Source organism: Castellaniella sp., assembly GCF_049650445.1.
Lineage (GTDB): Bacteria > Pseudomonadota > Gammaproteobacteria > Burkholderiales > Burkholderiaceae_B > Castellaniella.
The window spans coordinates 25,626-50,256 of the sequence record NZ_JBASAD010000024.1 but is presented as its reverse complement, the minus strand read 5'-3'; the positions used below and the strand labels follow the sequence as shown (position 1 = coordinate 50,256).

The window sequence follows — 24,631 nt, the reverse complement described above, 5'->3', positions numbered from 1 at the left end:
AACTTTTGACGGCGTGGCGCGTTATAGCGGATGTGGACACAGAAATCGATTCCGAAGAGAAGCGACAGGCGGTGCGGGCCAGCGCCGGGGACCGGCGCGCCTATGCGTGGCTGGTCGAGCGCCATCAAGGAGCGATTCATCGCTACCTGGCGCGGATGATCCGTGATCCCGAGACGGCCCGCGATCTGGCGCAGGACACCTTTCTGAAGGCTTTCCAGGCGCTGCCCGGCTGGCGGCCGCAGGCCGCGTTCCGGACCTGGTTGTTCCGCATTGCGCACAACCGGGCCCTGGACTATCTGCGCCGGGCCCGGCATGCGCGGACCGAACCGCTGGATGCCGTTCTGGACGTGCCCGACCCCGCGCCCGGGCCGCACGCCCGCCTGGAAATCGCCCGAAAAGTGAGTCAACTGGAGTCCGCGCTGGCGACCCTGTCGCCCGCGCATCGCGAAGTCCTGCTGTTACGAGAAATCGAGGATCTGTCCTACGACGACATTGCGCGCGCCCTGGATCTGAGCCCTGGCACCGTTCGGTCCCGGATCGCCCGGGCGCGGGCCGCCCTGTTGGAAGCCCTGCGCCGCTGAATGAGGAGAATCGCCATGCCTTGTCCCAGAACCGTCCTGTTGTCCTCCTGGCTCGATGGGCCTCGCACGCCTCGGCGTCGAGCACTGATCCAGGCGCATCTCCAGACCTGCCCGCTTTGCTCCGGGGAACTGGCCGCCCTGCGCGGCCTGTCCGACGCCCTGCACGCCCTGCCGGACCCCCTGCCCGGGCTCGATCTGGCGCGTCCATACCGTCGACGCCGCTCCGTGTCCATGCCGGACTGGCGTGCCTGGGTCGGCGGCTGGCCGGCCGGTCTGGCGGTGGCGGCTTCCCTGGCGCTGGGTCTGGGCCTGGGCGCCTGGTCCGGCCTGGGTGCGGCACCCGGTCAGGCCGCTCCGGCCGTCTGGATGTCCCTGTTCGACCCCGTGCCCCCGGGTGGCTTGTGCGCCCCCGGCCTGTGCGGCACACCCGAGGAGCACACATGAACAGCCGTATCTTGAAACCTCTGCTGGCCGCATCCCTGGCCCTGAACCTGGGGTTCGCCGTCGCGGTCGCCTACCGGCATCTGGGGACGGCGGCGCCTGCGCATGACGCGGTCCTGGCGGACCGGCTGGGCCTGTCTCCCGTCCAGCGCGAAGCCTGGGATGCTCTGGAGCAGCCCTTTCTGCGGGATCTGGCACGGAACTGGGCTGACATTCATGCCCAGCGCGATGCCCTGCTGGACGCGATTTTCGCTGATGCGCCGGATCGGGGCCGGGTGGCCGCGCTGCGGGAACGGATCGCCGGGCTCCAGGATGAACAGCAGCAGCGGGTCGTCGCCCAGCTTCTGGCCGAGCAGGCCTTGCTCGACGCCGGTCAGAGGGCGGCGCTCAAGAGCCTGCTGGTGCGGGAATACGGGGACCCCGCCGCAGAGATCCGGCGTCTGCACGGCGCCGGTCGGTGATCGTGGAGGGAACTTTGAGCGGGGTGGTTCGTTTATTGGAATGTCGCAACGACATTTCTCTGACTTTCAAAGGAACCGTCTCATGAAAATCCGAACCCTCCGTTTCCTGCCCGCCCTGTGCCTGGCGCTGCCTTTGGCCCTGGTCGGCAGCCCTGCCTCTGCAGCCGATGCACACGATCACGGCGATGCTCCGGCTACGGCGCTGACCCTGGACCACGGCAGCAAGTGGGCGACCGACGAACCCCTGCGCCTGGCCATGGGCAATCTGCATCAGTCGGTGGCGCAGGCGCTGCCGGCCGCACATGAGGGCACGCTGACCGACGCGCAATATGATGCGCTGAGCGCCCAGGCCGGCCGTGAAGTGGCGTATGTCGTCGAGAACTGCAAGCTGAGCCCGCAGGCTGATGCCGTGCTGCACGTCGTTCTGGCCGACGTGGTTCAGGGCATTGAGGTGGCAGGCGGCAAGCAGGCCGGGCAGCCGCGCGCCGCCGGCGTCGTGCAGTTGGCGCGGGCGCTGAACCAGTATGGAGAGTATTTCAACCATCCCGGCTGGCAGGCGGTTGGCATTCCCCATTGATCGGGCGGGCGGCGCGCCCGGGCCTGGTGGCCGCAAAAAAATCCCAGCCCTGTTCAATCCGTATTTTCCCGTGAATCTGAAGCTCTGCTGACAGGAGAAGCTTTTTCATTTCAAATCAATTGATGCGTCCCTATATATGTGTATAAATCAATGCTGGCTTTATAAATAGGGACGCATCAATAAAAAATCCTATTGTCACCAAGGACTTGGGGCGGTAATTTCCCTGTTCTGCCGTTCGAACCGGTACCCGTTTTCCGCCTCGCGAGTTCTGCCATGACCCACCCCGTCTCCTGTCCCCCCGGCCTGCCGGCCGCCCAGGGTCTGTACCGCCCCGAACAAGAGCATGACGCCTGCGGCGTCGGCTTCGTCGCCCATATCAAAGGCCACAAAAGCCACGCCATCATCCAGCAGGCCCTCAAGATCCTGGAAAACCTCGATCACCGGGGCGCCGTCGGCGCCGACGAACTCATGGGCGATGGCGCGGGCATCCTCCTCCAGATCCCCGACCAGCTTTACCGCGAAGAAATGGCCGCCCAGGGCGTGACCCTGCCGCAGCCCGACGACTACGGCGTCGCCATGGTCTTCCTGCCCAAGGAAACCGCCTCGCGCCTGGCCTGCGAGCGTGAACTGGAACGCGCCGTGCGCGACGAAGGCCAGGTGGTGCTGGGCTGGCGCGACGTCCCTGTCGATCGCGACATGCAGATGTCGCCTACCGTGCGCGCCTGCGAGCCCGTCATCCGACAGCTTTTCATCGGTCGTGGGCACGACATCATGGTGCCCGACGCCCTGGAGCGCAAACTCTACGTCATCCGCAAGACCGCCAGTCACGCCATCCAGCGCATGCAGCTTGCGCACGGCCAGGAATACTTCGTGCCTTCCATCTCGGTGCGCACCGTCGTCTACAAGGGCCTGCTGCTGGCCAGCCAGGTGGGTCTGTACTACCGCGACCTGGCCGACACCCGCGCCGTCTCCGCCCTGGCCCTGGTACACCAGCGCTTTTCCACCAACACCTTCCCGGCCTGGCCGCTGGCGCACCCCTATCGCATGATCGCCCACAACGGCGAGATCAACACCGTCAAGGGCAATTTCAACTGGCTGCGCGCCCGCGAAGGCGCGATGAGTTCCGCCGTGCTGGGCGAGGATCTGGGCAAGCTTTATCCCATCGTCTACGAAGGCCAGTCCGACACCGCCACGTTCGACAACTGCCTGGAACTGCTGGTCATGTCGGGCTATTCCCTGGCCCACGCCATGATGATCATGATCCCGGAGGCCTGGGAGCAGCACGCCGACATGGACGAGTCACGGCACGCTTTCTACGAATACCATGCCGCCCTGATGGAGCCCTGGGACGGCCCGGCCGCCGTGGCCTTTACCGACGGCCGCCAGATCGGCGCCACGCTGGACCGCAACGGCCTGCGCCCGGCGCGCTACCTGATCACCGACGACAATATGGTGGTCCTGGCCTCCGAGGCCGGCACGCTGCCGATCCCGGAACATCGCATCGTCAAGAAATGGCGTCTGCAGCCCGGCCGCATGCTGCTGATCGACCTGCAGCAGGGCCGCATCATCGAGGATGAGGAGATCAAGTCGCAGTTGGCCAACGCGCACCCTTATCCGCAGTGGATCGAGCGCCTGCGCCTGAAGCTGGACGACCTGCCCGCCCTGAAGGCCGAGGACCTGCCCGAACCGTCCGCCAGCCTGCTGGATCGCCAGCAGGCCTTTGGCTGGAACCAGGAGGACCTCAAGTTCATCCTGGAGCCGATGGCGAAGAACGGTGAAGAAGCCATTGGTTCCATGGGCAACGACGCGCCGCTGACCGTGCTGTCGGACCGGGCCAAGCCTTTCTACAACTACTTTCGCCAGATGTTCGCCCAGGTGACCAATCCGCCGATCGACCCGATCCGCGAACAGATGGTCATGTCGCTGGTGTCCTTCATCGGGCCCAAGCCCAACCTGCTGGACATCAATAACGTCAACCCGCCGCTGCGCCTGGAGGTCAACCAGCCGGTGCTGGACGCTGCCGCCATGGCGCAGTTGCGCCACATCAGCCGCCAGACGGGCGACAAGTTCCGCTGCTGCGAACTGGACATCGTCTATCCGGTGGCCTGGGGCCGAGAGGGCATCGAAGCCTGCCTGGCTTCGTTGTGCGCCACTGCGGCCGATGCGGTGCGCAGCGGCGACAACATCCTGCTGATCAGCGACCGGCGCGTGGATGCGGAGCACGTCGCCATCCCCGCGCTGCTGGCGACCTCGGCCATCCACCAGCACTTGATCCGCGCCGGCCTGCGCACCCGCACCGGCCTGATCGTGGAGACCGGTTCGGCGCGCGAGACGCACCATTTCGCGCTGCTGGGCGGTTACGGCGCCGAGGCCGTACATCCTTGGCTGGCGCTGGAAACGCTCACGTCGATGGGTGACCCCCACGCCACCGAAAACTACATCAAGGCGATCGGCAAGGGGCTGAAGAAGGTCATGTCCAAGATGGGCATCTCGACCTACATGTCCTACACCGGCGCGCAGATCTTCGAGGCGGTGGGCCTGCACAGCAGCCTGGTGAAGAAATACTTCACCGGCACGCCCAGCAACATCGAGGGCATCGACATCTTCCAGGTGGCCGAGGAGGCTTTGCGCACCCACCAGGCGGCCTTCAGCACCGATCCGGTCCTGGCCAACGCGCTGGACGCGGGCGGCGAATACGCCTTCCGCATCCGGGGCGAACAGCATCTGTGGACGCCGGATTCGATCGCCAAGCTGCAGCACGCCACGCGCGCCAACAATTACTCGACCTTCAAGGAATACGCCCAGCTCATCAACGACCAGTCGCGCCGCCACATGACGCTGCGCGGCCTGTTCGAGTTCCGTGTCGATCCGGCCCGGGCCATTGCGCTGTCGGAGGTCGAGCCCGCCAAGGAAATCGTCAAGCGCTTCGCCACCGGCGCCATGTCGCTGGGCTCGATCTCGACCGAGGCGCACGCGACCCTGGCCGTGGCCATGAACCGCATCGGCGGCAAATCCAACACCGGCGAGGGCGGCGAGGACGCGTTGCGTTACCGCGCCGAGATGCGCGCGGGCAAGCCGACGGTGCGCAAGGGCGACAGCCTGGCCTCGGTGCTGGGGGCGGACCGCATCGCCGCCGACGTGCCGCTGGCCGCGGGGGATTCGCTGCGCTCGCGCATCAAGCAGGTGGCCTCGGGGCGCTTCGGCGTCACCGCCGAATACCTGTGCAGCGCCGACCAGATCCAGATCAAGATGGCTCAGGGGGCCAAGCCCGGCGAGGGCGGCCAGTTGCCGGGACACAAGGTCACGGACTACATCGCACAACTGCGCTATTCGGTGCCGGGCGTAGGCCTGATCTCGCCTCCGCCGCACCACGACATCTATTCGATCGAGGACCTGGCGCAACTGATCCACGATCTGAAGAACGTCAACGAGCGCGCCTCGATCTCGGTGAAGCTGGTGGCGGAGGTCGGCGTGGGCACGGTGGCCACCGGCGTGGCCAAGGCCAAGGCCGACCACGTGGTGATCGCCGGTCACGATGGCGGCACGGGGGCTTCTCCCGTGTCCTCGATCAAGCACGCAGGCATCCCCTGGGAACTGGGCCTGGCCGAGACGCAGCAGACCCTGGTGCTGAATCGCCTGCGCAGCCGCATCCGCGTGCAGGCCGATGGTCAGATGAAGACCGGCCGTGACGTGGCGATCGCCGCCATGCTGGGGGCCGACGAGGTCGGGTTTGCCACGGCGCCGCTGATCGTCGAAGGCTGCATCATGATGCGCAAGTGCCATCTGAACACCTGTCCCACGGGGGTCGCCACCCAGGACCCGGTGCTGCGCAAGAAATTCAACGGCAAGCCCGAATACGTCGTCAATTATTTCTTCTTCGTCGCCGAGGAAGTGCGCGAGATCATGGCGCAACTGGGCATCCGCACCTTCGACGAGCTGATCGGCCGCGCCGATCTGCTCGACATGCGCAAGGGCATCGATCACTGGAAGGCGCGCGGGCTGGACTTCGGCCGCATCTTCCACCAGGTCGCCACCGAGGATCCGGTGCATCACACGGACAATCAGGACCACGGCCTGTCGCACGCGCTGGACCATCAACTGATCGAGCGCAGCAAGGCCGCGCTGGAACGAGGCGAGAAGGTGTCCTTCATCACTCCGGTGCGCAACCGCAACCGCACCATCGGCGCCATGCTGTCGGGGGCGGTGGCTTCGCGTTACGGCCATGAAGGCCTGCCCGACGACACCATCCACATTCAGTGCAACGGCGCGGCCGGGCAGAGCTTCGGCGCCTTCCTGGCCCATGGCGTGACTCTGGACCTGGTGGGCGAGGCCAACGACTACGTCGGCAAGGGCCTGTCGGGCGGCCGCCTGATCCTGCGCTCGCCCAACGATTTCCGCGGGTTCGGGCCGGATCACATCATTGCCGGCAACACGGTGTTGTACGGTGCGACCGGCGGCGAGGCCTATTTCAACGGCGTGGCCGGCGAACGCTTTGCGGTGCGCAATTCGGGCGCCGCCACCGTGGTGGAAGGCACGGGTGACCATGGCTGTGAGTACATGACCGGCGGGACCGTGGTCGTGCTGGGCGAGACGGGCCGCAATTTTGCGGCCGGCATGTCCGGCGGCATTGCCTTTGTCTGGGACCCGGAGCAGGTCTTTGCGCGCCGCTGCAACAGCGGCATGGTGCGCCTGGACCCGATGGAGACGGACGAAGCCCAGCGGCAGGCAGGCGAAGAACAGTTCTGGCACAGCCTGGATCGCAATGGCCCGCGCGAGACGGACGAGGCCATCGTGCGCCGGCTGGTGGAAAACCATTTCCGCCTCACCGGCAGTTTCCGCGCCCGGGAAATCCTGGACGACTGGAATCAGGCGCGTCGCGCCTTCGTCAAGGTCACTCCGATCGAATACCGCCGCGCGCTGGGTGAACTGTGGCAGGCGGCCCAGACCCAGGCCCAGGCTGCCTGAAGGAACATTGCATCATGGGAAAAATCACTGGTTTCATGGAATTCGCGCGGGTCAAGCCGGCTTACGAGGCCCCGGAATCCCGCCTGCGTCACTGGAAGGAATTCGTCTCGCCGCTGACCGACGAGCAGGCCCGTGTCCAGGGCACGCGCTGCATGGACTGCGGGGTGCCGTTCTGCACGCATGGCTGTCCGGTCAACAACATCATTCCGGACTGGAACGACCTGGTCTACCGCCAGGACTGGAAGCGCGCGCTGGACGTGCTGCTGTCGACCAACAATTTTCCGGAATTCACCGGCCGCATCTGCCCGGCGCCTTGCGAGGCGGCCTGTACGCTGAATCTGAATGACGATGCGGTGGGCATCAAGTCGATCGAGCACACGATCATCGAGCGTGGCTGGAAGGAAGGCTGGGTGGTGCCGCAGCCGCCCGCGCGCAAGACGGGCAAGCGGGTCGCGGTGATCGGCTCCGGGCCGGCCGGCCTGGCCTGTGCGCAGCAGTTGGCGCGCGCCGGACACAGTGTGGCGGTCTATGAAAAGAGCAATCGCATCGGCGGGCTGCTGCGCTACGGGATTCCGGATTTCAAGCTGGAAAAACTGCACATTGACCGGCGTCTGGCGCAGATGGAAGCCGAGGGGGTGGAGTTCTTTCCCTCGACCTATGTGGGCGAGGCCGCGCACGCGGAGGACGGGCTGACGGTGGTGACGCCCGACGAGCTGATGGCGCAGTATGACGCGGTGGTGCTGGCGGGCGGGTCGGAGCAGCCGCGCGATCTGCCGGTGCCGGGCCGCGAGTTGCGCGGGGTGCATTTCGCGATGGATTTTCTGCGGCAGCAGAACAAGGTGAATCATGGCGACCGCATTGCCAAGCCGATCAGCGCGAAGGGCAAGCACGTGGTGGTGATCGGCGGCGGCGATACGGGGTCGGACTGCGTGGGGACGAGCAATCGCCAGGGCGCGGCGTCGGTGACGCAGTTCGAGCTGATGTTCCGTCCGCCGGAAGAAGAAGACAAGCTGCAGACCTGGCCTTATTGGCCGATCCGGCTGCGCACTTCATCTTCGCACGAGGAAGGTTGCCAGCGCGATTGGGCGGTGGGGACGCAATCTTTCGAGGGCAAGGGCGGCAAGGTGGAAAAGCTGGTGGCGACGCGTCTGGAATGGTTGAAGGACAAGGCCACCGGGCAGATGAAGATGCGCGAGGTGAAGGATTCGCAGTTCGAGGTCCAGGCGGATCTGGTGCTGCTGGCGATGGGGTTCGTGTCGCCGGTGCGGTCGGTGCTGGAGGCGTTCGGGGTGGAGATGGACGGACGCGGGAATGCGCGGGCGAACACGGATGATTACTGCAGTTCCCGGGCGAAGGTGTTTGCGGCGGGGGATATGCGGCGTGGCCAGTCGCTGGTGGTGTGGGCGATCCGCGAGGGGCGGCAGTGCGCGCGGTCGGTGGACGAGTATCTGATGGGTTCGTCGGTGTTGCCGCGCTGATTTTTTGTGTTCTAAATCCGCCGTCGCAGGGTGGCCCTCCAGAGCCGGAGGGCCGCCCCACACCGGCTCACGCTTCTCTTACTGATCCAGCGTCGCCCCGCCATCGACACGCAGGTCGTGCAGGGTGATGTGGCTGGCCTGGTCGGAGAGCAGGAACAGGACGGCCTGGGCGATTTCGTCGGGGGTGGCGATCTTGGCCAGGGGGATGCCCAGGCGCCAGCGGGCGGGGTCGCCGGCGATGACGGTGTCGCGTGAGCTGCCCTGTGACCACATGGCCTGCTGCATGGCGGTGTCGGTGGAGCCTGGAGAGACGATGTTGACGCGGATGCGGTGGGGGGCCAGTTCCAGGCCCAGGCAGCGGGTGAGCTGGGTGGCGGCGGCTTTGGAGGCGGCGTAGGCGGCCATGCCGGGGCGCGGGGTGGTGGCGGCGTTGGAGCTGACGGTGACGATGGCGCCGGCGCGGCGTGCGCGCAGGCGGCGGGCGACGGCGCGGCAGAGGTGGAAGACGCCGGTGGCGTTGACGTCGAAGCAGTGCGCCCATTGGCCGTCGTCCAGGTCGGTGACGTCGCCCATTTCGAGGACGCCGGCGACGCTGGCCAGGCCGTGGAGCGGTCCGAGGGCGGCTTCGGCCCGGGTGAGGGTGTCTTCGACTTGCGCGGCGTCGCGCACGTCCAGCGGGGCGGTCCACAGGCGGTCGGACAGGTCCGCGCCGCCCTGAGCGGCGTCCACTGCGAGCGCGTGCAGGCGCTGCAGGCCGGTTTCGTCGAGGTCGACGGCGCAGACGCGGGCGCCCCGGGCGAGCAACTGGCGGGCGACGGCGGCGCCGATGCCGCTGGCGGCGCCGGTGACGAGGATGTGACGGTCGTGGAAGTCGTTCATGATCGGAGATTTCCTAAGATTTCGTCCAGGGTCAGGCTGACGCCGCAGCGGCGGGCGACGTGGGTGATGGCCATCCGGTGGTCCTCCAGGCTGAAGTCGGCGCAGGCGTCGATGGCCAGGAAGGGCTGGACGTCCTGCATGAAGGCTTCCAGCGCGGTGGCCAGGCAGCCGATGTGGGCGTAGACGCCGGTGATGATCAACTGGTCGCGGCCTTGCGCGCGCAGCCGTTCGCGCAGATCGGATCGCTGGAAGGCGCTGTAGCGCCATTTGGTCAGCACGGTGTCTTCGGGGTGTGGCGTCAGGGCCGCGACGAGGTGCGCGCCGGACTGGTGTTCCGGTGCGGTCAGGCCGGGTCCCCAGAAATCGTTCAGCAGTGCCCGGTCGGCGTCGGGCTGCACGGGGGGCTGGGCGGTGTAGTACACGGGAATGCCCAGGTCGCGGCAGTGGTCGCGCAGGCGGGCGATGGCGGCGATCAGGTCGGGGATCGGCGCCTGCGTCACATCGTATTTGCCCAGGAAATAGTCCTGCATGTCGTGGATCAGCAGGGCGGCGCGGCGCCTGTCGGGGCGCCAGTCCACGCGGTTGCGCACGGACTGGCGGGGCATGGCGTAGGGCGGGAGAGAGGGGATGGTCATGGTGCGGGTTTTTAAGAGCGTGCGGGCTGGTCTGTCGCGGCGCCGGGGACGGCTTCGAGGCTCAGGCGAGCCCCAGCGCGTCCAGGACGGTGCGCAGCTTGTTGCCGGTTTCCTGGTATTCGAGTGTCGGGACTGAACCGGGTACGATGCCCGCGCCCGCCGACAGGGTCAGCCGGCGGCCGCTGGCATGGGCGCAGCGGATGGCGACCGCCCAGGCGCCGTCGCCGGCCGTGTCGCACCAGCCCACGGCGCCGGCGAAGTAGCCGCGCTCGAAGGGTTCGAGTGCCGCGATGGCGCGCCGGGCGTCCGCCGTGGGCAGGCCGCAGACGGCGGGAGTGGGGTGCAGGGTGATGGCCAGGTCCAGGGCGCTGATGGCGGGATCGGACAGTTCGCCTTCGATCAGCGTACCCAGGTGCCAGAGCCGGGCGGTCGAGGTCAGGCCGGGTTGCGCGGGGATGTCCAGCGTGCGGCACAGCGGCCGCAGCGCGGCCTCGATGGCTTCGACCACGACGGTGTGTTCCAGCCGGTCCTTGGGTGAGCCCAGCAGCGCCTGGGCGATGCGGGCATCCTCGGCCGCATCGGGGTGACGCGCGGCCGTGCCGGCCAAGGGGTGCACCCGCACCCGGCGGCCTTCCCGGCGCACCAGCAGTTCCGGGCTGGCGCCCAGGAAATAATCCTGGCTGTGTGCGCAGACCGGCAGCGCGTAGGTGTGGCCGTGCGGGCTGGCCTGCCAGAGCCGCGCGAGGACCTCGGGCAGGTCCAGAGGGCGCTCCAGTTCCAGTTCCAGGGTGCGTGACAGCACCAGTTTGCGCAGGCCATCGTTCCGGTGCAGCCGTTCAAGCGCCGCGTATACGCTGCGTTCATATCCGGTCTGGTCGGGGTACTCCCGGCGCTGAAGGATGGCGGTGCCGGGCGCGGGCGGCAGGCCGGACGGCGTGTGGATGCGTCGCAGCGACCGGGGCACGCGCAGTTGGGCGGGTGCCGGGCCGGCTGGGTCGTAGGGCAGCAGGCCCAGCAGCAGCGGGCGCGCGCCATCCGCACCGGACGGGCGGGGCCCGCCTGGCGTGGACGTATCCGTGTTCGTCGCGTCCGCTTCTGCGCGCAGTTCAGCCGCCTGGGCGAGCAGGCGCGCGGCGCAGGCGCCCACGTCTTCGCGGGGCGTGGCCTGCAGCAGGCAGCCCTGGCCGTGGAATCCCTGGCCCTGGGCGGTGAACAGGCTGTCGCCCGGCTGGAAACCGGCCAGGGCGCCAGTGTCTGATGCGGTGGATGTGCGGACGGGCATGTCCATGATCAGCGGTGCGCCTCGATGCGTACCAGGCGGTCACCGCGCGGATCGTTCTTGCCCTGTTTTACCGTGACCCAGGCGGTGCCCTGTGCATCCAGCGCGATGTGGTTCGGGGCGGAACCGGTGTCCACCTGGGCCTGGATCGCACCGTGCTCGTCCATGACGGTGACGGTGCCTGCGCCGCGATTGGCGACGTAGGCCAGGCGGTGGACCGGGTCGAAGGCGACGTTCAGGGCGCCGGCCCCGGTCGCCTGGTGGTGCAGGACCCGGCCGTCGCGGGCATCCAGCACGGTCAGGTCGCCGGATTTCTGGGCCGCCACGTAGATCCGCTGCGTCTGGCTGTCGATGGCGATGCCGGAAGCGCCCTGGGCGCCGGGCACGGGGTAGCGGGCGGCCTGGCGGCCCGTGGCCGTGTCGATGGCGAAGACTTCGGCGGTGTTCAGGCTGACGGCGTACAGGCGCTGATGATCGGCATCCAGCGCCAGGCTCATGGGCTTGGGCGCTTCGCCGGCGCCGGTCAGCGTGATGCCGGGCAGCGGCTGCAGCGTGGCGCTGTCGAACACGTGGATGACGTTGGCGGCGGGCGAGGAGACATAGGCGCGGTGGCGCGCGGCGTCGACCAGCACGTCGCGCGCATGGGGCGTCGCGTCATCGGGGAACTGCTTGATCAGGGACAGGTCCGATTGCCGGTAGACCGCGACGGAGCCGCTGCGGGTGTTCGTGGTCCAGATCTGGTTGCGGTCGTCCTCCGCGGTCAGGCCGTAGACGGCTTGCACCTGGCCGTCCGCACGGCTGGCCTGCAGGGGCGGTGTGGCGGACGCGACGACGCGCAGGCTGGTCGGATCGAAGGCCAGCAGGCGCGATTCCTTGACCGGCGGGCGGCCGATGGCAGAGGTGATATACAGGCGCTGGGCGCGTGCGCTGTAGGCGCCTTGGTAGATGCCTGGCGGCATGTCGATGGCCTGCGCGGTGACGGACCAGGCCGGGGCGCTGGCCGGCGGGTTCGCCGCCGAGGCGGCGGGTGCGGACGGAGGGGGGGCGGCGCAGCCGGCGGCCAGGGCCAGGGTGGCGCCGGCCAGCAGGATGCGGGCGCCGCGCCGCAGCGTCGAATGGGCAATCATGTCTGTGTTCATGCGGGTTCCTCGTGCGATCGAATGGGGGGGAAATGCGATTCAATGGGGGCGGCGATCGGTGTTTTCCGGTCGGCCATGCGCAGACTGGCGTCCAGGATGGGAGCGATCCGGGCCGCCGCAGCGGCGCCCGGCAGGCCGGCGTGGGTGCTGTCCACCCCGTGGCGGGTCAGCGTGCCGACGTGCGGCTGCCACAGATCGGGGTCCAGGCCCGAATCCGTGTGATCCAGGGCGGCCTGGAAGTGCAGTGCCGGACCGTCGTAGCGTGCGTGCCGGTGACCGCGCACCAGGCGGTTGGTGTGGCCGACGGTCTCGAAGACCGCGTCCAGCCGCGCGTCGGACAGTTCGCCCAGCGGGTGGCCCTGGGCGCGCAGGAATTCGATGACACCGCTGCGGCTCAGGCGCTCCGGCGGCAGGGCGTCCGGGTCGGCGCCGGCGATGTGCAGCAGCGCCTTGTACAGGTCCTCGGGAGCGGGCGCCGGACGGTCCCGCCAGGCCTCGCAGGGATAGGCGTCGAGCAGGGCGACGACGCCCACGGTCCGGCCGCGCGCCTGCAGCTCGGCGGCCATGGCCTGCGCCAGGATGCCGCCCACGGACCAGCCGGCCACGTGATACGGGCCTTCGGCCTGCAGCGACAGCACCTGGTCGGTGTAGGCCTGCACCAGCGCGTCCAGGCTGTCGGCAGGCGGCTGGCCGTCCAGGGCCAGGGCGGCTGCCTGCAGGCCGTGGACCGTGCGCGGCGTGGGCAGGGCGCGGGCCAGGATGCCGTAGCACCAGGACAGGCCGCCGGCCGGGTGGATGCAGAACAGCGCTGGACGGCCGGCGGCCTCGCGCAGGGTCACGATGGGACCGAAGCCGGCCTGTGCGGCCCCGGAGGCGCGTCCGGACGCGTCCTCCAGGTGGGCGGCCAGGCGTGCCACCGTGGGGTACTGGAAGACCGTGCCCAGCGACAGATCGTAGCCGTCGCGCAGCGCCAGGGCCAGGCGCGCCGCCAGCAGCGAATGTCCGCCCAGAGCGAAGAAATCGTCGTCCGCACCCGGCAGATCCGGCAGATTCAGCACGGTGCGGAAGGCCTCGGCCACACGGTGCTCCACACCCGTGCGCGGGGGGCGGGATGCGGTGTGTGCGGACCGTTCAGGGGCGGGCAGCGCCTTGCGGTCGAGCTTGCCGTTGGCCGTGACCGGCAGCGCCGCCAGCGGCACCCAGGCAGAGGGCACCATGTAGTCCGGCAGATGGTCGGCGATATGGGCGGCCAGGGCGCGGCAGTCGGGGATGCGCCCGGACTCGGTCACCACGTAGGCCGCCAGCAGCGGCTGGCCGGGCTGGTCCTCGCGGGCCAGGACGGCCGCCTGGACGACGTCCGGATGGGCGGTCAGCACGGCCTCGATCTCGCCCAGTTCGATGCGCTGGCCGCGCAATTTGACCTGATGATCCAGGCGACCCAGGTAGACCACGGCGCAGTCTTCGCGCAGCGTAGCCAGGTCGCCGGTGGCGTACAGGCGGTCGTCCGGCAGGCCGGGCGGGGCCGCGATGAAGCGTTCGGCGGTCAGGTCGGGCCGGCCCAGGTAGCCGGTCGCCAGTTGGCGGCCGCCCAGATAGAGCTGGCCGGGCGTGCCGGGCGGCACGGGCCGCAGATGCGGGTCCAGCACGTGCAGCCGGGTATTCCAGACCGGCAGGCCGATGGGTACCGGCCGGCTGTCGTCGTCCGCCGTGGCCGGCCAGTACGATACGTCCACGGCGGCCTCGGTCGGGCCGTACAGATTGTGCAGTTCCGCCCGGATCATGCGGTGAAAGCGGTCGCGCAGGGCGGCGGGCAGCGCTTCGCCGCTGCAGAACACCAGGCGGGCCGCCAGGCCGTGCGCGGCGGGCTCGTCCAGCACGGCGGCCAGCATGGACGGCACGAAGTGCAGCACGGTGATGCGGTGCTCGCGCATCAGGCGGCACAGCCAGGCCGGATCGCGGTGGGCGTCGGGCGGGGCGACCACCAGACGGGCGCCGCTCAGGAAGGGCAGGAACAGTTCCCAGACGGACACGTCGAAGGTCGCCGGGGTCTTTTGCAGAATGCGATCCTGCAGCCCGATGGCGTAGTGCGCGCGCATCCATTCCAGCCGGTTGACGATGGCCGCGTGGGACACGATCACGCCCTTGGGCGTGCCGGTGGAACCGGAGGTATAGATCACGTAGGCCGGGTCCTCGGGGCCGGCCGCCGGTGTGTCGGGGAGCTCGTGGGCAACCGCGTGCGCGGTGCCGGGACGAGCCTCGTCCTGGTTTCCCAGCGTGTCCGCCGACAGCGACCGGGTGTCCAGGCCATCGCACAGTTCGGCAGAGCCGATCAGGACGCAGGCGCGCGCGTCGGCCAGGATGCCGCGCAGGCGCGCGGCCGGCTGGCGCGGGTCCAGGGGCAGGTAGGCCGCGCCGCTGCGCAGGATCGCCAGCAGGCACAGCACGCGCCGTGCCGAACGCGGCAGGGCCACGGCCGCCACGCCGCCGGGGCCTGCGCCCAGAGTACGCAGACGACCGGCAGCGCGTGCCGTCCAGGCGTCGATCTCGGCATAGGTCCAGGTGCCCGTTTCGTCTTCCAGACCGACGTGACCGGGTGCGGCGCGCAGTCGGTCCTGGATGCGCGACCAGAGCGTGCCGTCGGGCACGGGGTGTTCGGTGCGGTTTGGGGCCAGCACCCAGCGCTCGTGCTCATCCGCCGTCAGCGTGGGCACATCGGCCAGCCGGGGGGCGGCCAGAGCGGCGGCCAGGAAAGCCGCCAGGCGCCGCAGATGGGCCTGGGCCTGCGCCGAGGGATACAGCGCGGGGTTGGCCTCGATTTCGAGACGCAGGCCGCTGCCGTCGGGCGCCGCCCGGAAACTGATCGTCAAGTCCTCGACCGGGCCGGTGCACAGCACGGCCTGTGCGGCATCCAGGCCGGCGGCCGCGTAGGGGGCGTCGAAGGGCAGGACGTTCAGGATCGGGCCGTGCAGGCGCGGCAGGCCGCCCGGCAGCGTCAGGTCGCGGCGCAGGTGCTCGGCGCGGTAGCGGCTGTGGCGCCGCAGGCCGCGCAGCGAACGGGCGGCGTCCCGCAGCGTGTCGGCCAGCGGGGCGTCCTCGTCCGGGGTCCAGGCCCAGGGCAGCACGTTCATCACGGTCGCCACGGCGCGGGCGCTTTTGCTGCCCAGGCGGCCCATGGCGGGCACGCCCGTCACGCAGGCGGACGGTCCCAGGTGGCGGGCCACGTAGGCGGCCCCCAGGGTGGTGAGGATGTCGGGCCAGCCGACCTCGGTGGCGGTTTCAAGAGCCTGCAGCGACTCGATCAGCGCGAGGGGGGCATCGAGTTCCAGGCGCAGACAGTCGTGGGCGCTCAGCGCCGATCCGGCGGCCAGGCTGGCGGCGGGTACGTGGTCCGCGCATTGCGTCCGCCAGAATGCGCGGGCCTGTTCCCGCTTCGGATCGGCGCGCCAGGCGCGGTCTTCTTCCCAGACCGGCGCCAGCGGCGCCAGCGGCGGTTCCCGGTCGGCGGTGTTTTCGCCCAGCGCCCGGTACAGGCGGATGGCGCGGCCTTCGATCAAGGCCATGGCGTAGCCGTCGGCCGCCAGGTGGTGTACGCGCTGGTACCACAGCGCCAGGGCCGGGCCGCAGCGGAACAGGATCTGGCGCGACAGGGGATCGCGCATGGGAACCACGGGGCGCCGCAGGTCGTCCTGTATCCAGTCGTGTGCGTGTGCCTGCGCTTCCGGCAGATGGCGCAGGTCGCGGATCTCCAGGCGCGGCGCGCGCGTGGGGTCGATGCGTTGCACCGGGCCTGCGGGGCGGTCCTCGAAACGCAGGGCCAGGGATTCGGCCTCGGCCAGCGCCTGATTCACGGCCTGTTCGAAGCGCGGCACGTCCAGCGCGCCGCGCAGGGTGGTGCAATGCGCCGGATTGAAGATCGGATTGCCCGGGTCCAGGCGCTGGGCGTACCACAGGCCTTCCTGGGCCTCGGTCAGCGGCGACCAGACTGGATCGGCGGTGGGCGGGACCGTGCCCGTGTCCGTCCGATGGGACTGTACATTCATGTGGGGTTCGCCTGGCCGCGCGCCACGATCGCCCACCAGTGCGCCAGGGTGGCATCGGCGGCCAGATCGGCGAATTCCAGCCGTGCGCCGGCTTCGCGCCATTGCGCGGCGAGCTTCATCAGGCGCATGGAATCCAGACCCAGGTCCATCAGGTTGTCGTCGTCCCGAATGTCTTCAGGTGATTCATGCAGCATGCGGGCGACGTCGGCGCGCATGGATTCGAGGCTGAGGGTGCTCATATCGGTGTTTCGGTTCGGTGCAAGAGGGCCGGTTCACTGCGCCGCAGCGCGTTCCTGCTCCAGCAGTTGGGCGCGCAACTGGGCACGCAGGGCCTTGCGGCTGATCTTCATCGCGGCGGTGGAGGCGAAGGCGTCCACGCACACGATCTGGTCGGGAACCTTGAAGTCGGCGATGCCGCGTGCGCGGATCCAGCGTTTCAGGTCCGCCGGGCGGGGGCGCTCGCCCTTGGGAATGATGAAGGCGCAACTGCGCTCGCCCAGGTATTCGTCCGGCACCGACACCACGGCGGCGTCGAAGACCTGCGGGTGCGACAGCAGATGGTCCTCGATCTCTTCGGCGGAGATCTTTTCGCCGGCGCGGTTGATGTGGTCGCCCGCGCGGCCCTGGACTTCCAGGTAGCCTTCGGGCGTCATCCGCACCACGTCGCCGGTGCGGTAGTAGCCGTCCTCGGTGAAGGCGCGCGCATTGGCCGGCGGATTGTCGTGATAGGCGCGGATCGTGTAGGGGCCGCGCGTCAGCAGGTGGCCCGCCTGGCCAGGTTCGACCGGCCGGCCCTCGTCGTCCAGGATCAGGATCTCGTCGTCCGGACTGATGGGGCGGCCCTGGGTGTGGATGATCAGATCGTCCGGATCGTCCAGGCGGGTGTAGTTGACCAGTCCTTCGGCCATGCCGAAGACCTGCTGCAGTGTGGCACCCAGTGTGGGGCGTACACGGCGGGCGATCTCGGCCGACAGCTTGGCGCCGCCCACCTGGATGGCGCGCAGGCTGCCCAGGTCGTGTCCCGAGGCGGGTGCGCGGTCCAGCCATTGCAGCAGCAGCGGCGGCACCAGGCTGGTGACCGTGACGCGTTCACGCTCGACCAGGGCAAAACACGATTCCGGATCGGGCGAGGGGCTGAGCACCACGCGGCCGCCCGCGTACAGCGTGCCTAGAAAGCCTGGCGAACTCATGGGGAAATTGTGCGCGATCGGCAACGCGCCGAGGAACACGGTGTCCGCGTCCAGTCCGCAGATGCGGGCGGATTCGCGCAGGGTGTAGATGTAATCGTCGTGCGTGCGCGGGATCAGCTTGGACAGCCCCGTGCTGCCGCCGGAGATCTGCAGAAAGGCCACGTCCGGGCCTTGCGAGACGCTGGCCGGGACCGTAGAGCCGTCCGTGGCGTACAGCGTGCTCAGGCATGGAAAGGGATCGGTGCCCGGCTGGGCGCTCGTGTCTTGAGCGCCGGCTGGTCCGGCGCCCGGTGTACGTGTCGCGGATCCGGCGATCCAGATGTGCTCGACGTGGGGCTGGCGGGCCTGCAGTTCGCGGGCCAGCGCGGTGTAGTCGAAGCCGGCGTGTGCCGCAGCGGCCACGTAGGCGCGCGCGCCCGAGCCCCGGGCGAAGTGCTCGATTTCGGTGATACGGTGTGCAGGCAGGGCGTAGACCGGGATCAGGCCGGCGCGAAACAGCCCCATCACCACGGCGATGAAGTCGGGGATATTGGGCAGGTGCACCAGCACGCGGTCGCCTTGCCGCAGTCCGGCGCCCAGGAATCCGGCCGCCAGGGCGCTGGCGCGGCGGTCCAGGTCGGCGTAGGTCCAGCGCTGGTCGCCAGCGATCACGGCCGGGCGGTCCGGGTAGGCCGTGGCGCGTTCGCGCAGCCAGGCGCCGAAGGTTTCGTTGCGCCAATGGCCGGCTGCCCGATAGCGGGCGGCGAAATCGTCAGGCCAGACCTGGACGGGGTGGGGTGTTTCGACGGATGCGCCGTCGGCGGGAGCAAGCGTGGTTGGGACTGTCGTCATGATTCAGGCGTTAAGATTCTGAGCATGATAATGAGAATGATTATATTCTATGCCCAATCGGCCAGCGCCAGCGTTTTCAGCGTCCAGGCGCCCGGGGCCGGAGTGTTCGTCAGGCACAGGGCGGCGCAGTGATCCGGGGTGGCTTGCAACAGCCGCACCTGCAGGCCTTCGACTTCGGGCCGGCCCGCGACCGGCGTCCAGCCCCCGTCATCGGGCTCCGACAGTCGCAGCGTCCCGGGCTCGGCCCTCAGCCCCAGGCCGCAGGCTTTGAGGACCGCTTCGCGGCGGACCCAGTGGGCGCAAAAGGTTCTGGGATCGGGCGCGGTGTCGGCCCTGCCGGTGACCAGCCGCCACAGGTCCGCGTCCACCGTGTCCGGGCAGTGCTCCACGTCCACGCCCAGCGGCTGCGGTCCGGCGCCGACCAGCACTAGATCGCCGCTGTGCGCGATGTTGAAGTGCCAGGCTGGGGTGGGCACGGCGAGCATGGGCTTGCCGTGCGGCCCTGTGTCCAGGGGGACGGCCCCGGGCGCCAGTCCTAGGCGTTGGCCCAGCAGGCGGCGGGCCAGGACGCGGCCGACCAGGCTGCGCAGGCGGTCTTCGGGGCGTCGCAGACGGGTGATCCAGCGCCATTCGGCTTCGGGCAGGTCGCGGCGCAGGCGGATGGCTCCGGCCTCGTCCGGCAGCCCTCGGGACAAGATCAACTGGTATGGAGCGCAGTCACCGTCCCGGATGGGCGCGGAACAGTCTCCTGTCCGAGGCGCGTCGCGCGCCGTCATGTAGCGGCGAGCGTCATTGCCCGCTGTGCGCTGGCCCGCAGCGCGTCGCCGTGCCGGGCACCGTCCAGGCGTTCCAGCGCGCAGTCCAGCCAGGGGGTGTCCGACAGCCGGCGGCGCAGTGCTTCCAGCCGGGGCAAGGTCGGGATGCCGTCGGCCGGGCGGCGCGGGTGCATGGGATCGGGCGGCAGGGGATACCAGCGCTCGTCCGTGCCGGCCATGAGAGTCAGGCGCATCGGACCGGAGGGCGCCGGCAGCGCGCGCGGCAGTCCGTCGAGCAGGGCTTCGATCCTGCCGTCGCGCCACCAGAGCGAGGGGCTGGCACAGATCGTGTGGGCGAAACGTCCGGGGTGGCGGACCAGTGCGTAGAGCGCGCACAGGCCGCCGTAGGAGTGGCCGTACAGGTTCAGGCGGGCCGGATCCAGGGGCGCCTGAGCTGCGGCCCAGGCCAGCATGGGGCCCAGCAGCGCAGCCAGGAATGGGTCTGCGCCGCCGCATTGCCATTCGGGCTGGCGTGGATCGGGCCAGCGGCTGCCGTCCGGCGCGGGCGGTGTGAAATCCAGCGCGCGTTGCGCCAGGGCCTGCGCCCGGGGCACAGCCTGGGACGAGGCCAGTGAGCCTTGCTGGCTCCAGCGGGGCAGAACCGGACCGTGCAGGCCGCCGTGGCCCGGGATCAGCACGGCGCAGGCCGCTGCACCTTCGGGCGGCGCGTCCAGGGGCCAGACCCAGTCCCCGTCCAGCAAGACCAGCAGCGGCCAGCCGTTCCGGGGCGATGTCCCGGCCGGGACATGCAGGCGCAGGCGGCGCGCATCGGGCGTGCCGTTCGCCAGGACGGTTTCCCGCAGGTTCATGGTTGCGGACCGGGCGTCCGCAGTGCCGCGCCGGAGGCATCGGTTTTGGCTGCAGGGGCGCGCAGATCGATCAGATAGGTGCCTTCCAGGGGGACGGCCAGGAACCGTTCGTTGATCTCGCGCAGCGTCGCGGCCGGGTCCACGTCGGCGAAGCGGTCCGGGTGGACCCAGTGGGCCAGGGCCTCGATGAACACCACGTGCAGCGGCGAATCGTTGAAGGCGTGCCAGATGCCGTGGCTGTTGCCCGAGCGCACTGCGGGCAGCGCGTCCAGGCGGTTGGATTCGATCAGGCGCGCCAGGCTGGCGCGGGCGGTGGTCTCGTTCACGCCGGCGCCGATCGCCAGGCCCGTGCCCGATTGCGAGCCGGTGCCGGTGGCGACGTAGACCTGCGGCGCGCGCGCGTGGATGTATTCGAAATTCAGCTTGCCTGTGGCGCTTTTCAGCACGTCGGCGCCGATGTTGTGGCCGCCCGCGTAGGTGATCATGTCGTTGAAGGTGCCTGTGCCCGGCGAACTGCAGCAATCCGTGACGCCTGCGTGCGCGTGGACGAAGACCGGCGGGCGTTGATCTGCAGGCAGGTCTGCCAGTCGTCTGGCGACGGCGTCCATGTGCTGCTGATAGAAGGCGATGAAGGCTTCGGTCCGCTCCGGCTGGCCGATGGCCTGTCCCAGGGCGCGCAGGCTGGGCACGGTGTTTTCCATCGGCCGGATGAAGAAGTCGATCACGATCACCGGCACCCCGGCGGCTTCCAGACTGCCGATCAGCGGCGATTCGCTGGCGGTCTGACCTGGGGCGAGGCCCGCGAAGGTGGCCGTCATGACCACCAGGTCGGGACGTAGGGCCAGCGTGCGTTCCACCGAGAACGACTCCGGCGTGTGGCGTCCCACGACGGGCACCTGCGCCAGTGCGGGGAAGCGTTTCAGGGCGGCCCGGTAGTCCGGCGCGAACGAGGTCCGCAGTTCGTCCGACCAGCCCGCCAGCAGGGCGGCCGGGTCCGGTGTCAGCAGGGACAGCACCTGGAAATGCCGGGCCTGCGCCAGCACGACGCGGTGTGCGGGTGCGGGCAGCGTCACCTGGCGTCCCAGGACGTCGGTGACCTGGATGGGGGCGGCCGTCGCCGTGCCGGCCAGGCAGGCCAGGGCCAGCGGCAGGGCGCGCAGGATGTTCAGGACGTTGAAGAAATGCAGGAAAGCGGACAGGGTTTTCATTTCGGGTTCAGGAGGCCGGGGCGCAGAGCCCGTCGATCAGTACGTGGGACAGCCCGCGCGAGCAGGCCTCGACCCGGGCGTTGACCTGGTAGACGTCGGCCAGGGATTCGGCGGTGATGACCTGGTCCGGCTGGCCGTGGCCGACCAGCGTGCCTGCGCGGATCAGCAAGGCCTCGTCGCTGCGCTGCAGGGCGATGTTCAGATCGTGCAGCACGATCAGCGTGGTCAGGCCGTGTTCGCGGGTTTCCTGGGCCAGCAGGTCCATCACGTGGCATTGGTAGTTCAGGTCCAGGGCCGACAGGGGTTCGTCCAGCAGCAGCAGGCGCGGCGTGCGGATCAGCGCCTGGGCCAGGCCCACCAGTTGCTTCTGTCCGCCGGACAGTTGATCCAGGTAGTGCATGGCCAGGTGCTCGATGCCCAGGCGCCCGAGCACGTCCAGAATGCGCTGCGGACTCACGTCCTGGGCGTGCGGATCCAGGTCCGAGGCGCGTGCGGCCACCATGACGGATTCGAAGACCCGCAGGTGCACGGCCGCCGGCAGGGATTGCGGCAGGTAGACCACGCGCTGGGCGCGGCGTTCGAAGGACAGTTTCGTCAGGTCCTGACCGTCCAGCACCACCTGGCCGTGCGTGACTTTCAGCAGGCCGGCCAGGGCCTTCAGCAGCGTCGATTTGCCGCTGCCGTTGGGGCCTAGCAGGGACACCACCCGGCCGGGCATCAACGGTCCGGCCGACAGGTCGTGGATGATGGGGTGGCGGCCGTAGGCGACCGACAGGTCCTGGATCTGCAGCATGGTTATTTCATTTGGCGGCGCAGCACGACCGCGAGGAAGAACGGCACCCCGACCAGCGAGGTGACGATGCCCACCGGCACGATGATGCCGGGCACGATGTTCTTGGAGGCGATCGAGGCCAGCGACAGGATCGTCCCGCCCACCAGCGCGCTGCCCGGCAGGTAGAAACGGTGGTCTTCGCCGAACAGGCGGCGCGCGATGTGCGGCGCGATCAGCCCGATGAAGCCGATGGTGCCGACGAAGGACACGGCCAGCGCGGCCAGCACGCTGATGCGCACCAGCGCCGTCAGCCGCAGACGCGGGACGTCGATGCCGAAGCTGGCGGCGCGATCCTCGCCCAGGCGCAGCGCGGTCAGCTTCCAGGTGTCGCGCAGCGACAGCGGCAGCAGCACGGCGAAGACCAGCAGCAGGATGCCGACCTTGGGCCAGGACGAGCGCGCCAGGCTGCCCATGGTCCAGAACACCAGGCCCTGCAGGGCTTCGGCGCTGGCGACGAACTGCACCAGCGACACCGCCGCGTTGAAGGAGAACACCAGCGCGATGCCGAACAGCACCAGCCCGGACGTGCTCATCGAGCCCCAGCGCGCCACCGCGTCCAGCAGCAGCGCCGACACCAGCGCGAAGACGAAGGCGTTGGCGGCGATCGTCCAGGACTGCGGCACGCCTGGCAGCGACAGGCCCAGCACGATGGCCAGCGATGCTCCAAAGGCCGCTGCCGAGGAGATCCCCAGCGTGAAGGGGCTGGCCAGCGGATTGTTCAGGATGGTCTGCATTTCCCCGCCTGCCAGGCCCAGGGCCAGGCCCACCGCCACCGCCATCAAGGCGTAGGGCAGGCGGATGTCCCAGACGATGACGCGGGTGGTCGGGTCGGCCTGGTCGGGGTGGAACAGCGCGTGGCTCAGGTCCCCCCAGCCCAGGCCCGACGGCCCCAGCATGAAGTCCGCCAGGATCGAGGCCAGGATGATGACCGACAGCAGTGCGACCAGCAGCCAGCGGCGGCGCAGCATGCGCCGATAGTCCAGCAGGACCGGGGCGGTGGGTGTCAGTGAGGCATCCATGGGGCTTGGGGGGGAATCCGATCGGGTGGATCAGGGAAGCGGGGTTAGAATGAGAACCGTTTACGGTTGCGTCAGTATAGTGGAACATGACCTCGCTTGCCTTTGACCTGCTTCAGGAGGATGGCCGCGCCTGTGCCGTGCGCGTCGCCGTGCCGCCCGGCCCGATGCCGGCGGACGGCTGGCCCGTGGCCTATGTGCTGGATCTCAAGCAGTTCGAGTCGATGCGCGCCGATCCCTCGGGCTTGCCCGGTCTGCTGGTGGGTCTGGGGCCGGCCGTGCCCGAGGACCGCCGCTGGGACTACGTGCCGGTGAGGTGGGAACCGCCCGGCCTGCGGTCGGGGGCCGCCCGCTGGTTGCGCGTCCTGGATCGCGTGCGCGCACGGATCGCCGGCGACTGGCGTCTGGACCCGCGCCGCCAGGTCCTGTGCGGCCATTCCCTGGGCGCCCTGTTCGCCCTGTACGTGCTGACCCATCGTCCGCGCGCCTTCGACGGCTATGTCCTGTCCAGCCCTTCGGTCTGGTGGGGCGATCGCTACGCCGCCCGTCTGCTGCGCCGCCGACGGGCGTGGCTGTGCGCCCGGGGCTTGCCGGCCCTGGGCATGCGGCTGAGCGTGGGAGAACACGAACAGGGCCTGGCGCCGGAAGAGCACGGCGCCGGACTGACCGACGACGAACGTTCCCGCCGCCTGGCCATGCGCCGGGCGCGCGCCATGGTGGACGGCATGCAGGAGCTGGCCGGCGTGCTGGCGTCATGCCCTGGTCTGCGTCTGGACAGCGCGGTACTGCCCGGGCACACCCACCGCACCGCGCCGCTGGATGCTTTGATGCCGGGCTGGCGCTGGCTGCTGGCGGGTGGCGTGCAGACGAGCGGCCGCTCTTAGCGGGAGCCCGTCTTGCCCACCATGCGCAGGATGTCGTCCAGGGCGTTGCCGTCGCCGTTCGTGTCGAGCAGCGAATTCAGCGTGCCGAGCAGACCGCCGCCTGCGGGCTGCGATGTGCCGCCCTGACCGCCGAGCCCGCCCAACAGGCCGCCCAGCAAACCACCCATCGGCGAGGCCTGGGCCGAGGCGTCGGAGCCGCCCTGGCGGGACATGAAGCCGGCCACCAGCGTGGCCAGCAGAGGCAGCATCTGTTTCAGCAGGGCGGGGTCCAGTCCACTGCTCGAAGACGCGTGCTGGGCCACGGTGCGGCTGACGTCCTTCGAGCCGAAAATCTGCCCCAGCACGTCGTTGCCCTGGGCCGCATCGGCGTTGCCCGTCAGGCCCAGGCCGCCCAGTTGGGACAGCAGGCCATCGAGCCCGTTGGCGCCCTGCGCCTGTTTCTGGAAACCGCCCATCACGGCCGGCAGCAGCGCCTGGGCGCCGCTGGCCGCCTGGGTTTCTGTGATGCCCAACTGACGGGCGATGGATTCCAGCCCGCCCGCCTGGGCGAGGATGTCCGTGATCTGCATGA

At 69.4% G+C, this 24,631-nt stretch carries 20 protein-coding genes; 7 read left to right on the top strand and 13 right to left on the bottom strand.

Going from position 1 to position 24,631, the window contains the following annotated elements; translation table 11 throughout:
* Positions 1–32 precede the first annotated feature (32 nt).
* The 6 genes from WA983_RS08250 to WA983_RS08225 all read left to right on the top strand — a co-directional run bounded on the left by WA983_RS08250 (position 33) and on the right by WA983_RS08225 (position 8,503).
* Positions 33–581, top strand: a complete 549-nt coding sequence (locus tag WA983_RS08250) for an RNA polymerase sigma factor (protein ID WP_424311902.1) — start codon at positions 33–35, stop codon at positions 579–581.
* Between the two features lie 15 nt (positions 582–596).
* Positions 597–1,025 (top strand): anti-sigma factor family protein, encoded by a 429-nt coding sequence (locus tag WA983_RS08245; protein ID WP_424248962.1) that lies wholly within the window; start codon positions 597–599, stop codon positions 1,023–1,025.
* Complete coding sequence (locus WA983_RS08240) at positions 1,022–1,483, top strand: Spy/CpxP family protein refolding chaperone (RefSeq protein WP_424248960.1); 462 nt, start codon at positions 1,022–1,024, stop codon at positions 1,481–1,483. The genes WA983_RS08245 and WA983_RS08240 overlap by 4 nt, the downstream gene beginning before the upstream one ends.
* An 82-nt stretch (positions 1,484–1,565) precedes the next feature.
* Positions 1,566–2,060 carry a hypothetical protein gene (locus WA983_RS08235; RefSeq protein WP_424248958.1) on the top strand — a complete coding sequence of 165 codons (495 nt, stop codon included), beginning with the start codon at positions 1,566–1,568 and terminating at the stop codon, positions 2,058–2,060.
* A 273-nt stretch (positions 2,061–2,333) separates the two neighbouring features.
* A complete protein-coding gene (locus WA983_RS08230) occupies positions 2,334–7,025 on the top strand; it encodes a glutamate synthase-related protein (protein WP_424311901.1) in 4,692 nt (1,563 codons plus the stop codon).
* 14 nt (positions 7,026–7,039) lie between these two features.
* The gene (locus WA983_RS08225; protein WP_424248955.1) at positions 7,040–8,503 is read left to right on the top strand and encodes a glutamate synthase subunit beta; all 1,464 of its coding nucleotides are present in this window, start codon (positions 7,040–7,042) and stop codon (positions 8,501–8,503) included.
* Between the two features lie 78 nt (positions 8,504–8,581).
* Here the strand turns inward: WA983_RS08225 and dhbA are convergent, their stop codons facing one another.
* The 12 genes from dhbA to WA983_RS08165 form a co-directional block, all read right to left on the bottom strand.
* Positions 8,582–9,382 carry a 2,3-dihydro-2,3-dihydroxybenzoate dehydrogenase gene (gene dhbA / locus WA983_RS08220; protein WP_424311900.1) on the bottom strand — a complete coding sequence of 267 codons (801 nt, stop codon included), beginning with the start codon at positions 9,380–9,382 and terminating at the stop codon, positions 8,582–8,584.
* Positions 9,379–10,017, bottom strand: coding sequence for an isochorismatase family protein (locus WA983_RS08215; RefSeq protein ID WP_424311899.1), 639 nt, complete (start codon positions 10,015–10,017; stop codon positions 9,379–9,381). Before WA983_RS08215 ends, dhbA begins: the two co-directional genes overlap by 4 nt.
* 61 nt (positions 10,018–10,078) lie before the next feature.
* A complete protein-coding gene (locus WA983_RS08210; RefSeq protein ID WP_424311898.1) occupies positions 10,079–11,299 on the bottom strand; it encodes an isochorismate synthase in 1,221 nt (406 codons plus the stop codon).
* An 8-nt stretch (positions 11,300–11,307) separates the two neighbouring features.
* Positions 11,308–12,435 carry a YncE family protein gene (locus WA983_RS08205; protein ID WP_424311897.1) on the bottom strand — a complete coding sequence of 376 codons (1,128 nt, stop codon included), beginning with the start codon at positions 12,433–12,435 and terminating at the stop codon, positions 11,308–11,310.
* A complete protein-coding gene (locus WA983_RS08200) occupies positions 12,432–16,475 on the bottom strand; it encodes an amino acid adenylation domain-containing protein (RefSeq protein WP_424311896.1) in 4,044 nt (1,347 codons plus the stop codon). The genes WA983_RS08205 and WA983_RS08200 overlap by 4 nt, the downstream gene beginning before the upstream one ends.
* Entirely contained in the window at positions 16,472–16,714 is a 243-nt protein-coding gene (locus WA983_RS08195; protein WP_424247220.1) for a phosphopantetheine-binding protein, read from the bottom strand. The genes WA983_RS08200 and WA983_RS08195 overlap by 4 nt, the downstream gene beginning before the upstream one ends.
* Before the next feature lie 33 nt (positions 16,715–16,747).
* Positions 16,748–18,496: a (2,3-dihydroxybenzoyl)adenylate synthase gene (locus tag WA983_RS08190; protein WP_424247218.1), complete on the bottom strand. Its 1,749-nt coding sequence runs from the start codon at positions 18,494–18,496 to the stop codon at positions 16,748–16,750.
* A 47-nt stretch (positions 18,497–18,543) separates the two neighbouring features.
* Entirely contained in the window at positions 18,544–19,191 is a 648-nt protein-coding gene (locus WA983_RS08185; RefSeq protein ID WP_424247216.1) for a 4'-phosphopantetheinyl transferase family protein, read from the bottom strand.
* A 77-nt stretch (positions 19,192–19,268) separates the two neighbouring features.
* Positions 19,269–20,120, bottom strand: coding sequence for an alpha/beta hydrolase (locus tag WA983_RS08180; protein ID WP_424311895.1), 852 nt, complete (start codon positions 20,118–20,120; stop codon positions 19,269–19,271).
* Positions 20,117–21,328, bottom strand: a complete 1,212-nt coding sequence (locus WA983_RS08175; RefSeq protein ID WP_424247212.1) for an ABC transporter substrate-binding protein — start codon at positions 21,326–21,328, stop codon at positions 20,117–20,119. The genes WA983_RS08180 and WA983_RS08175 overlap by 4 nt, the downstream gene beginning before the upstream one ends.
* Positions 21,329–21,335: 7 nt before the next feature.
* Complete coding sequence (locus tag WA983_RS08170; RefSeq protein WP_424247210.1) at positions 21,336–22,121, bottom strand: ABC transporter ATP-binding protein; 786 nt, start codon at positions 22,119–22,121, stop codon at positions 21,336–21,338.
* A 2-nt stretch (positions 22,122–22,123) separates the two neighbouring features.
* The gene (locus WA983_RS08165) at positions 22,124–23,179 is read right to left on the bottom strand and encodes a FecCD family ABC transporter permease (protein WP_424247208.1); all 1,056 of its coding nucleotides are present in this window, start codon (positions 23,177–23,179) and stop codon (positions 22,124–22,126) included.
* Positions 23,180–23,265: 86 nt separating this feature from the next.
* On the opposite strand from WA983_RS08165, the gene WA983_RS08160 reads away from it, so the two are divergent.
* Positions 23,266–24,060, top strand: coding sequence for an alpha/beta hydrolase (locus WA983_RS08160; RefSeq protein ID WP_424247206.1), 795 nt, complete (start codon positions 23,266–23,268; stop codon positions 24,058–24,060).
* Here WA983_RS08160 and WA983_RS08155 read toward each other — a convergent pair.
* Positions 24,057–24,629, bottom strand: coding sequence for a DUF937 domain-containing protein (locus tag WA983_RS08155; RefSeq protein WP_424247204.1), 573 nt, complete (start codon positions 24,627–24,629; stop codon positions 24,057–24,059). The genes WA983_RS08160 and WA983_RS08155 overlap by 4 nt on opposite strands.
* Positions 24,630–24,631 lie beyond the last annotated feature (2 nt).

Bases quoted from the DNA above. Each gene is read 5' to 3' on its own strand.
- WA983_RS08245 (WP_424248962.1), top strand. From the start codon at position 597: ATGCCTTGTCCCAGAACCGTCCTGTTGTCCTCCTGGCTCGATGGGCCT.
- WA983_RS08240 (WP_424248960.1), top strand. From the start codon at position 1,022: ATGAACAGCCGTATCTTGAAACCTCTGCTGGCCGCATCCCTGGCCCTG.
- WA983_RS08235 (WP_424248958.1), top strand. From the start codon at position 1,566: ATGAAAATCCGAACCCTCCGTTTCCTGCCCGCCCTGTGCCTGGCGCTG.
- WA983_RS08230 (WP_424311901.1), top strand. From the start codon at position 2,334: ATGACCCACCCCGTCTCCTGTCCCCCCGGCCTGCCGGCCGCCCAGGGT.
- WA983_RS08225 (WP_424248955.1), top strand. From the start codon at position 7,040: ATGGGAAAAATCACTGGTTTCATGGAATTCGCGCGGGTCAAGCCGGCT.
- dhbA (WP_424311900.1), bottom strand. From the start codon at position 9,382: ATGAACGACTTCCACGACCGTCACATCCTCGTCACCGGCGCCGCCAGC.
- WA983_RS08215 (WP_424311899.1), bottom strand. From the start codon at position 10,017: ATGACCATCCCCTCTCTCCCGCCCTACGCCATGCCCCGCCAGTCCGTG.
- WA983_RS08210 (WP_424311898.1), bottom strand. From the start codon at position 11,299: ATGCCCGTCCGCACATCCACCGCATCAGACACTGGCGCCCTGGCCGGT.
- WA983_RS08205 (WP_424311897.1), bottom strand. From the start codon at position 12,435: ATGAACACAGACATGATTGCCCATTCGACGCTGCGGCGCGGCGCCCGC.
- WA983_RS08200 (WP_424311896.1), bottom strand. From the start codon at position 16,475: ATGAATGTACAGTCCCATCGGACGGACACGGGCACGGTCCCGCCCACC.
- WA983_RS08195 (WP_424247220.1), bottom strand. From the start codon at position 16,714: ATGAGCACCCTCAGCCTCGAATCCATGCGCGCCGACGTCGCCCGCATG.
- WA983_RS08190 (WP_424247218.1), bottom strand. From the start codon at position 18,496: ATGACGACAGTCCCAACCACGCTTGCTCCCGCCGACGGCGCATCCGTC.
- WA983_RS08180 (WP_424311895.1), bottom strand. From the start codon at position 20,120: ATGAACCTGCGGGAAACCGTCCTGGCGAACGGCACGCCCGATGCGCGC.
- WA983_RS08175 (WP_424247212.1), bottom strand. From the start codon at position 21,328: ATGAAAACCCTGTCCGCTTTCCTGCATTTCTTCAACGTCCTGAACATC.
- WA983_RS08170 (WP_424247210.1), bottom strand. From the start codon at position 22,121: ATGCTGCAGATCCAGGACCTGTCGGTCGCCTACGGCCGCCACCCCATC.
- WA983_RS08165 (WP_424247208.1), bottom strand. From the start codon at position 23,179: ATGGATGCCTCACTGACACCCACCGCCCCGGTCCTGCTGGACTATCGG.
- WA983_RS08160 (WP_424247206.1), top strand. From the start codon at position 23,266: ATGACCTCGCTTGCCTTTGACCTGCTTCAGGAGGATGGCCGCGCCTGT.
- WA983_RS08155 (WP_424247204.1), bottom strand. From the start codon at position 24,629: ATGCAGATCACGGACATCCTCGCCCAGGCGGGCGGGCTGGAATCCATC.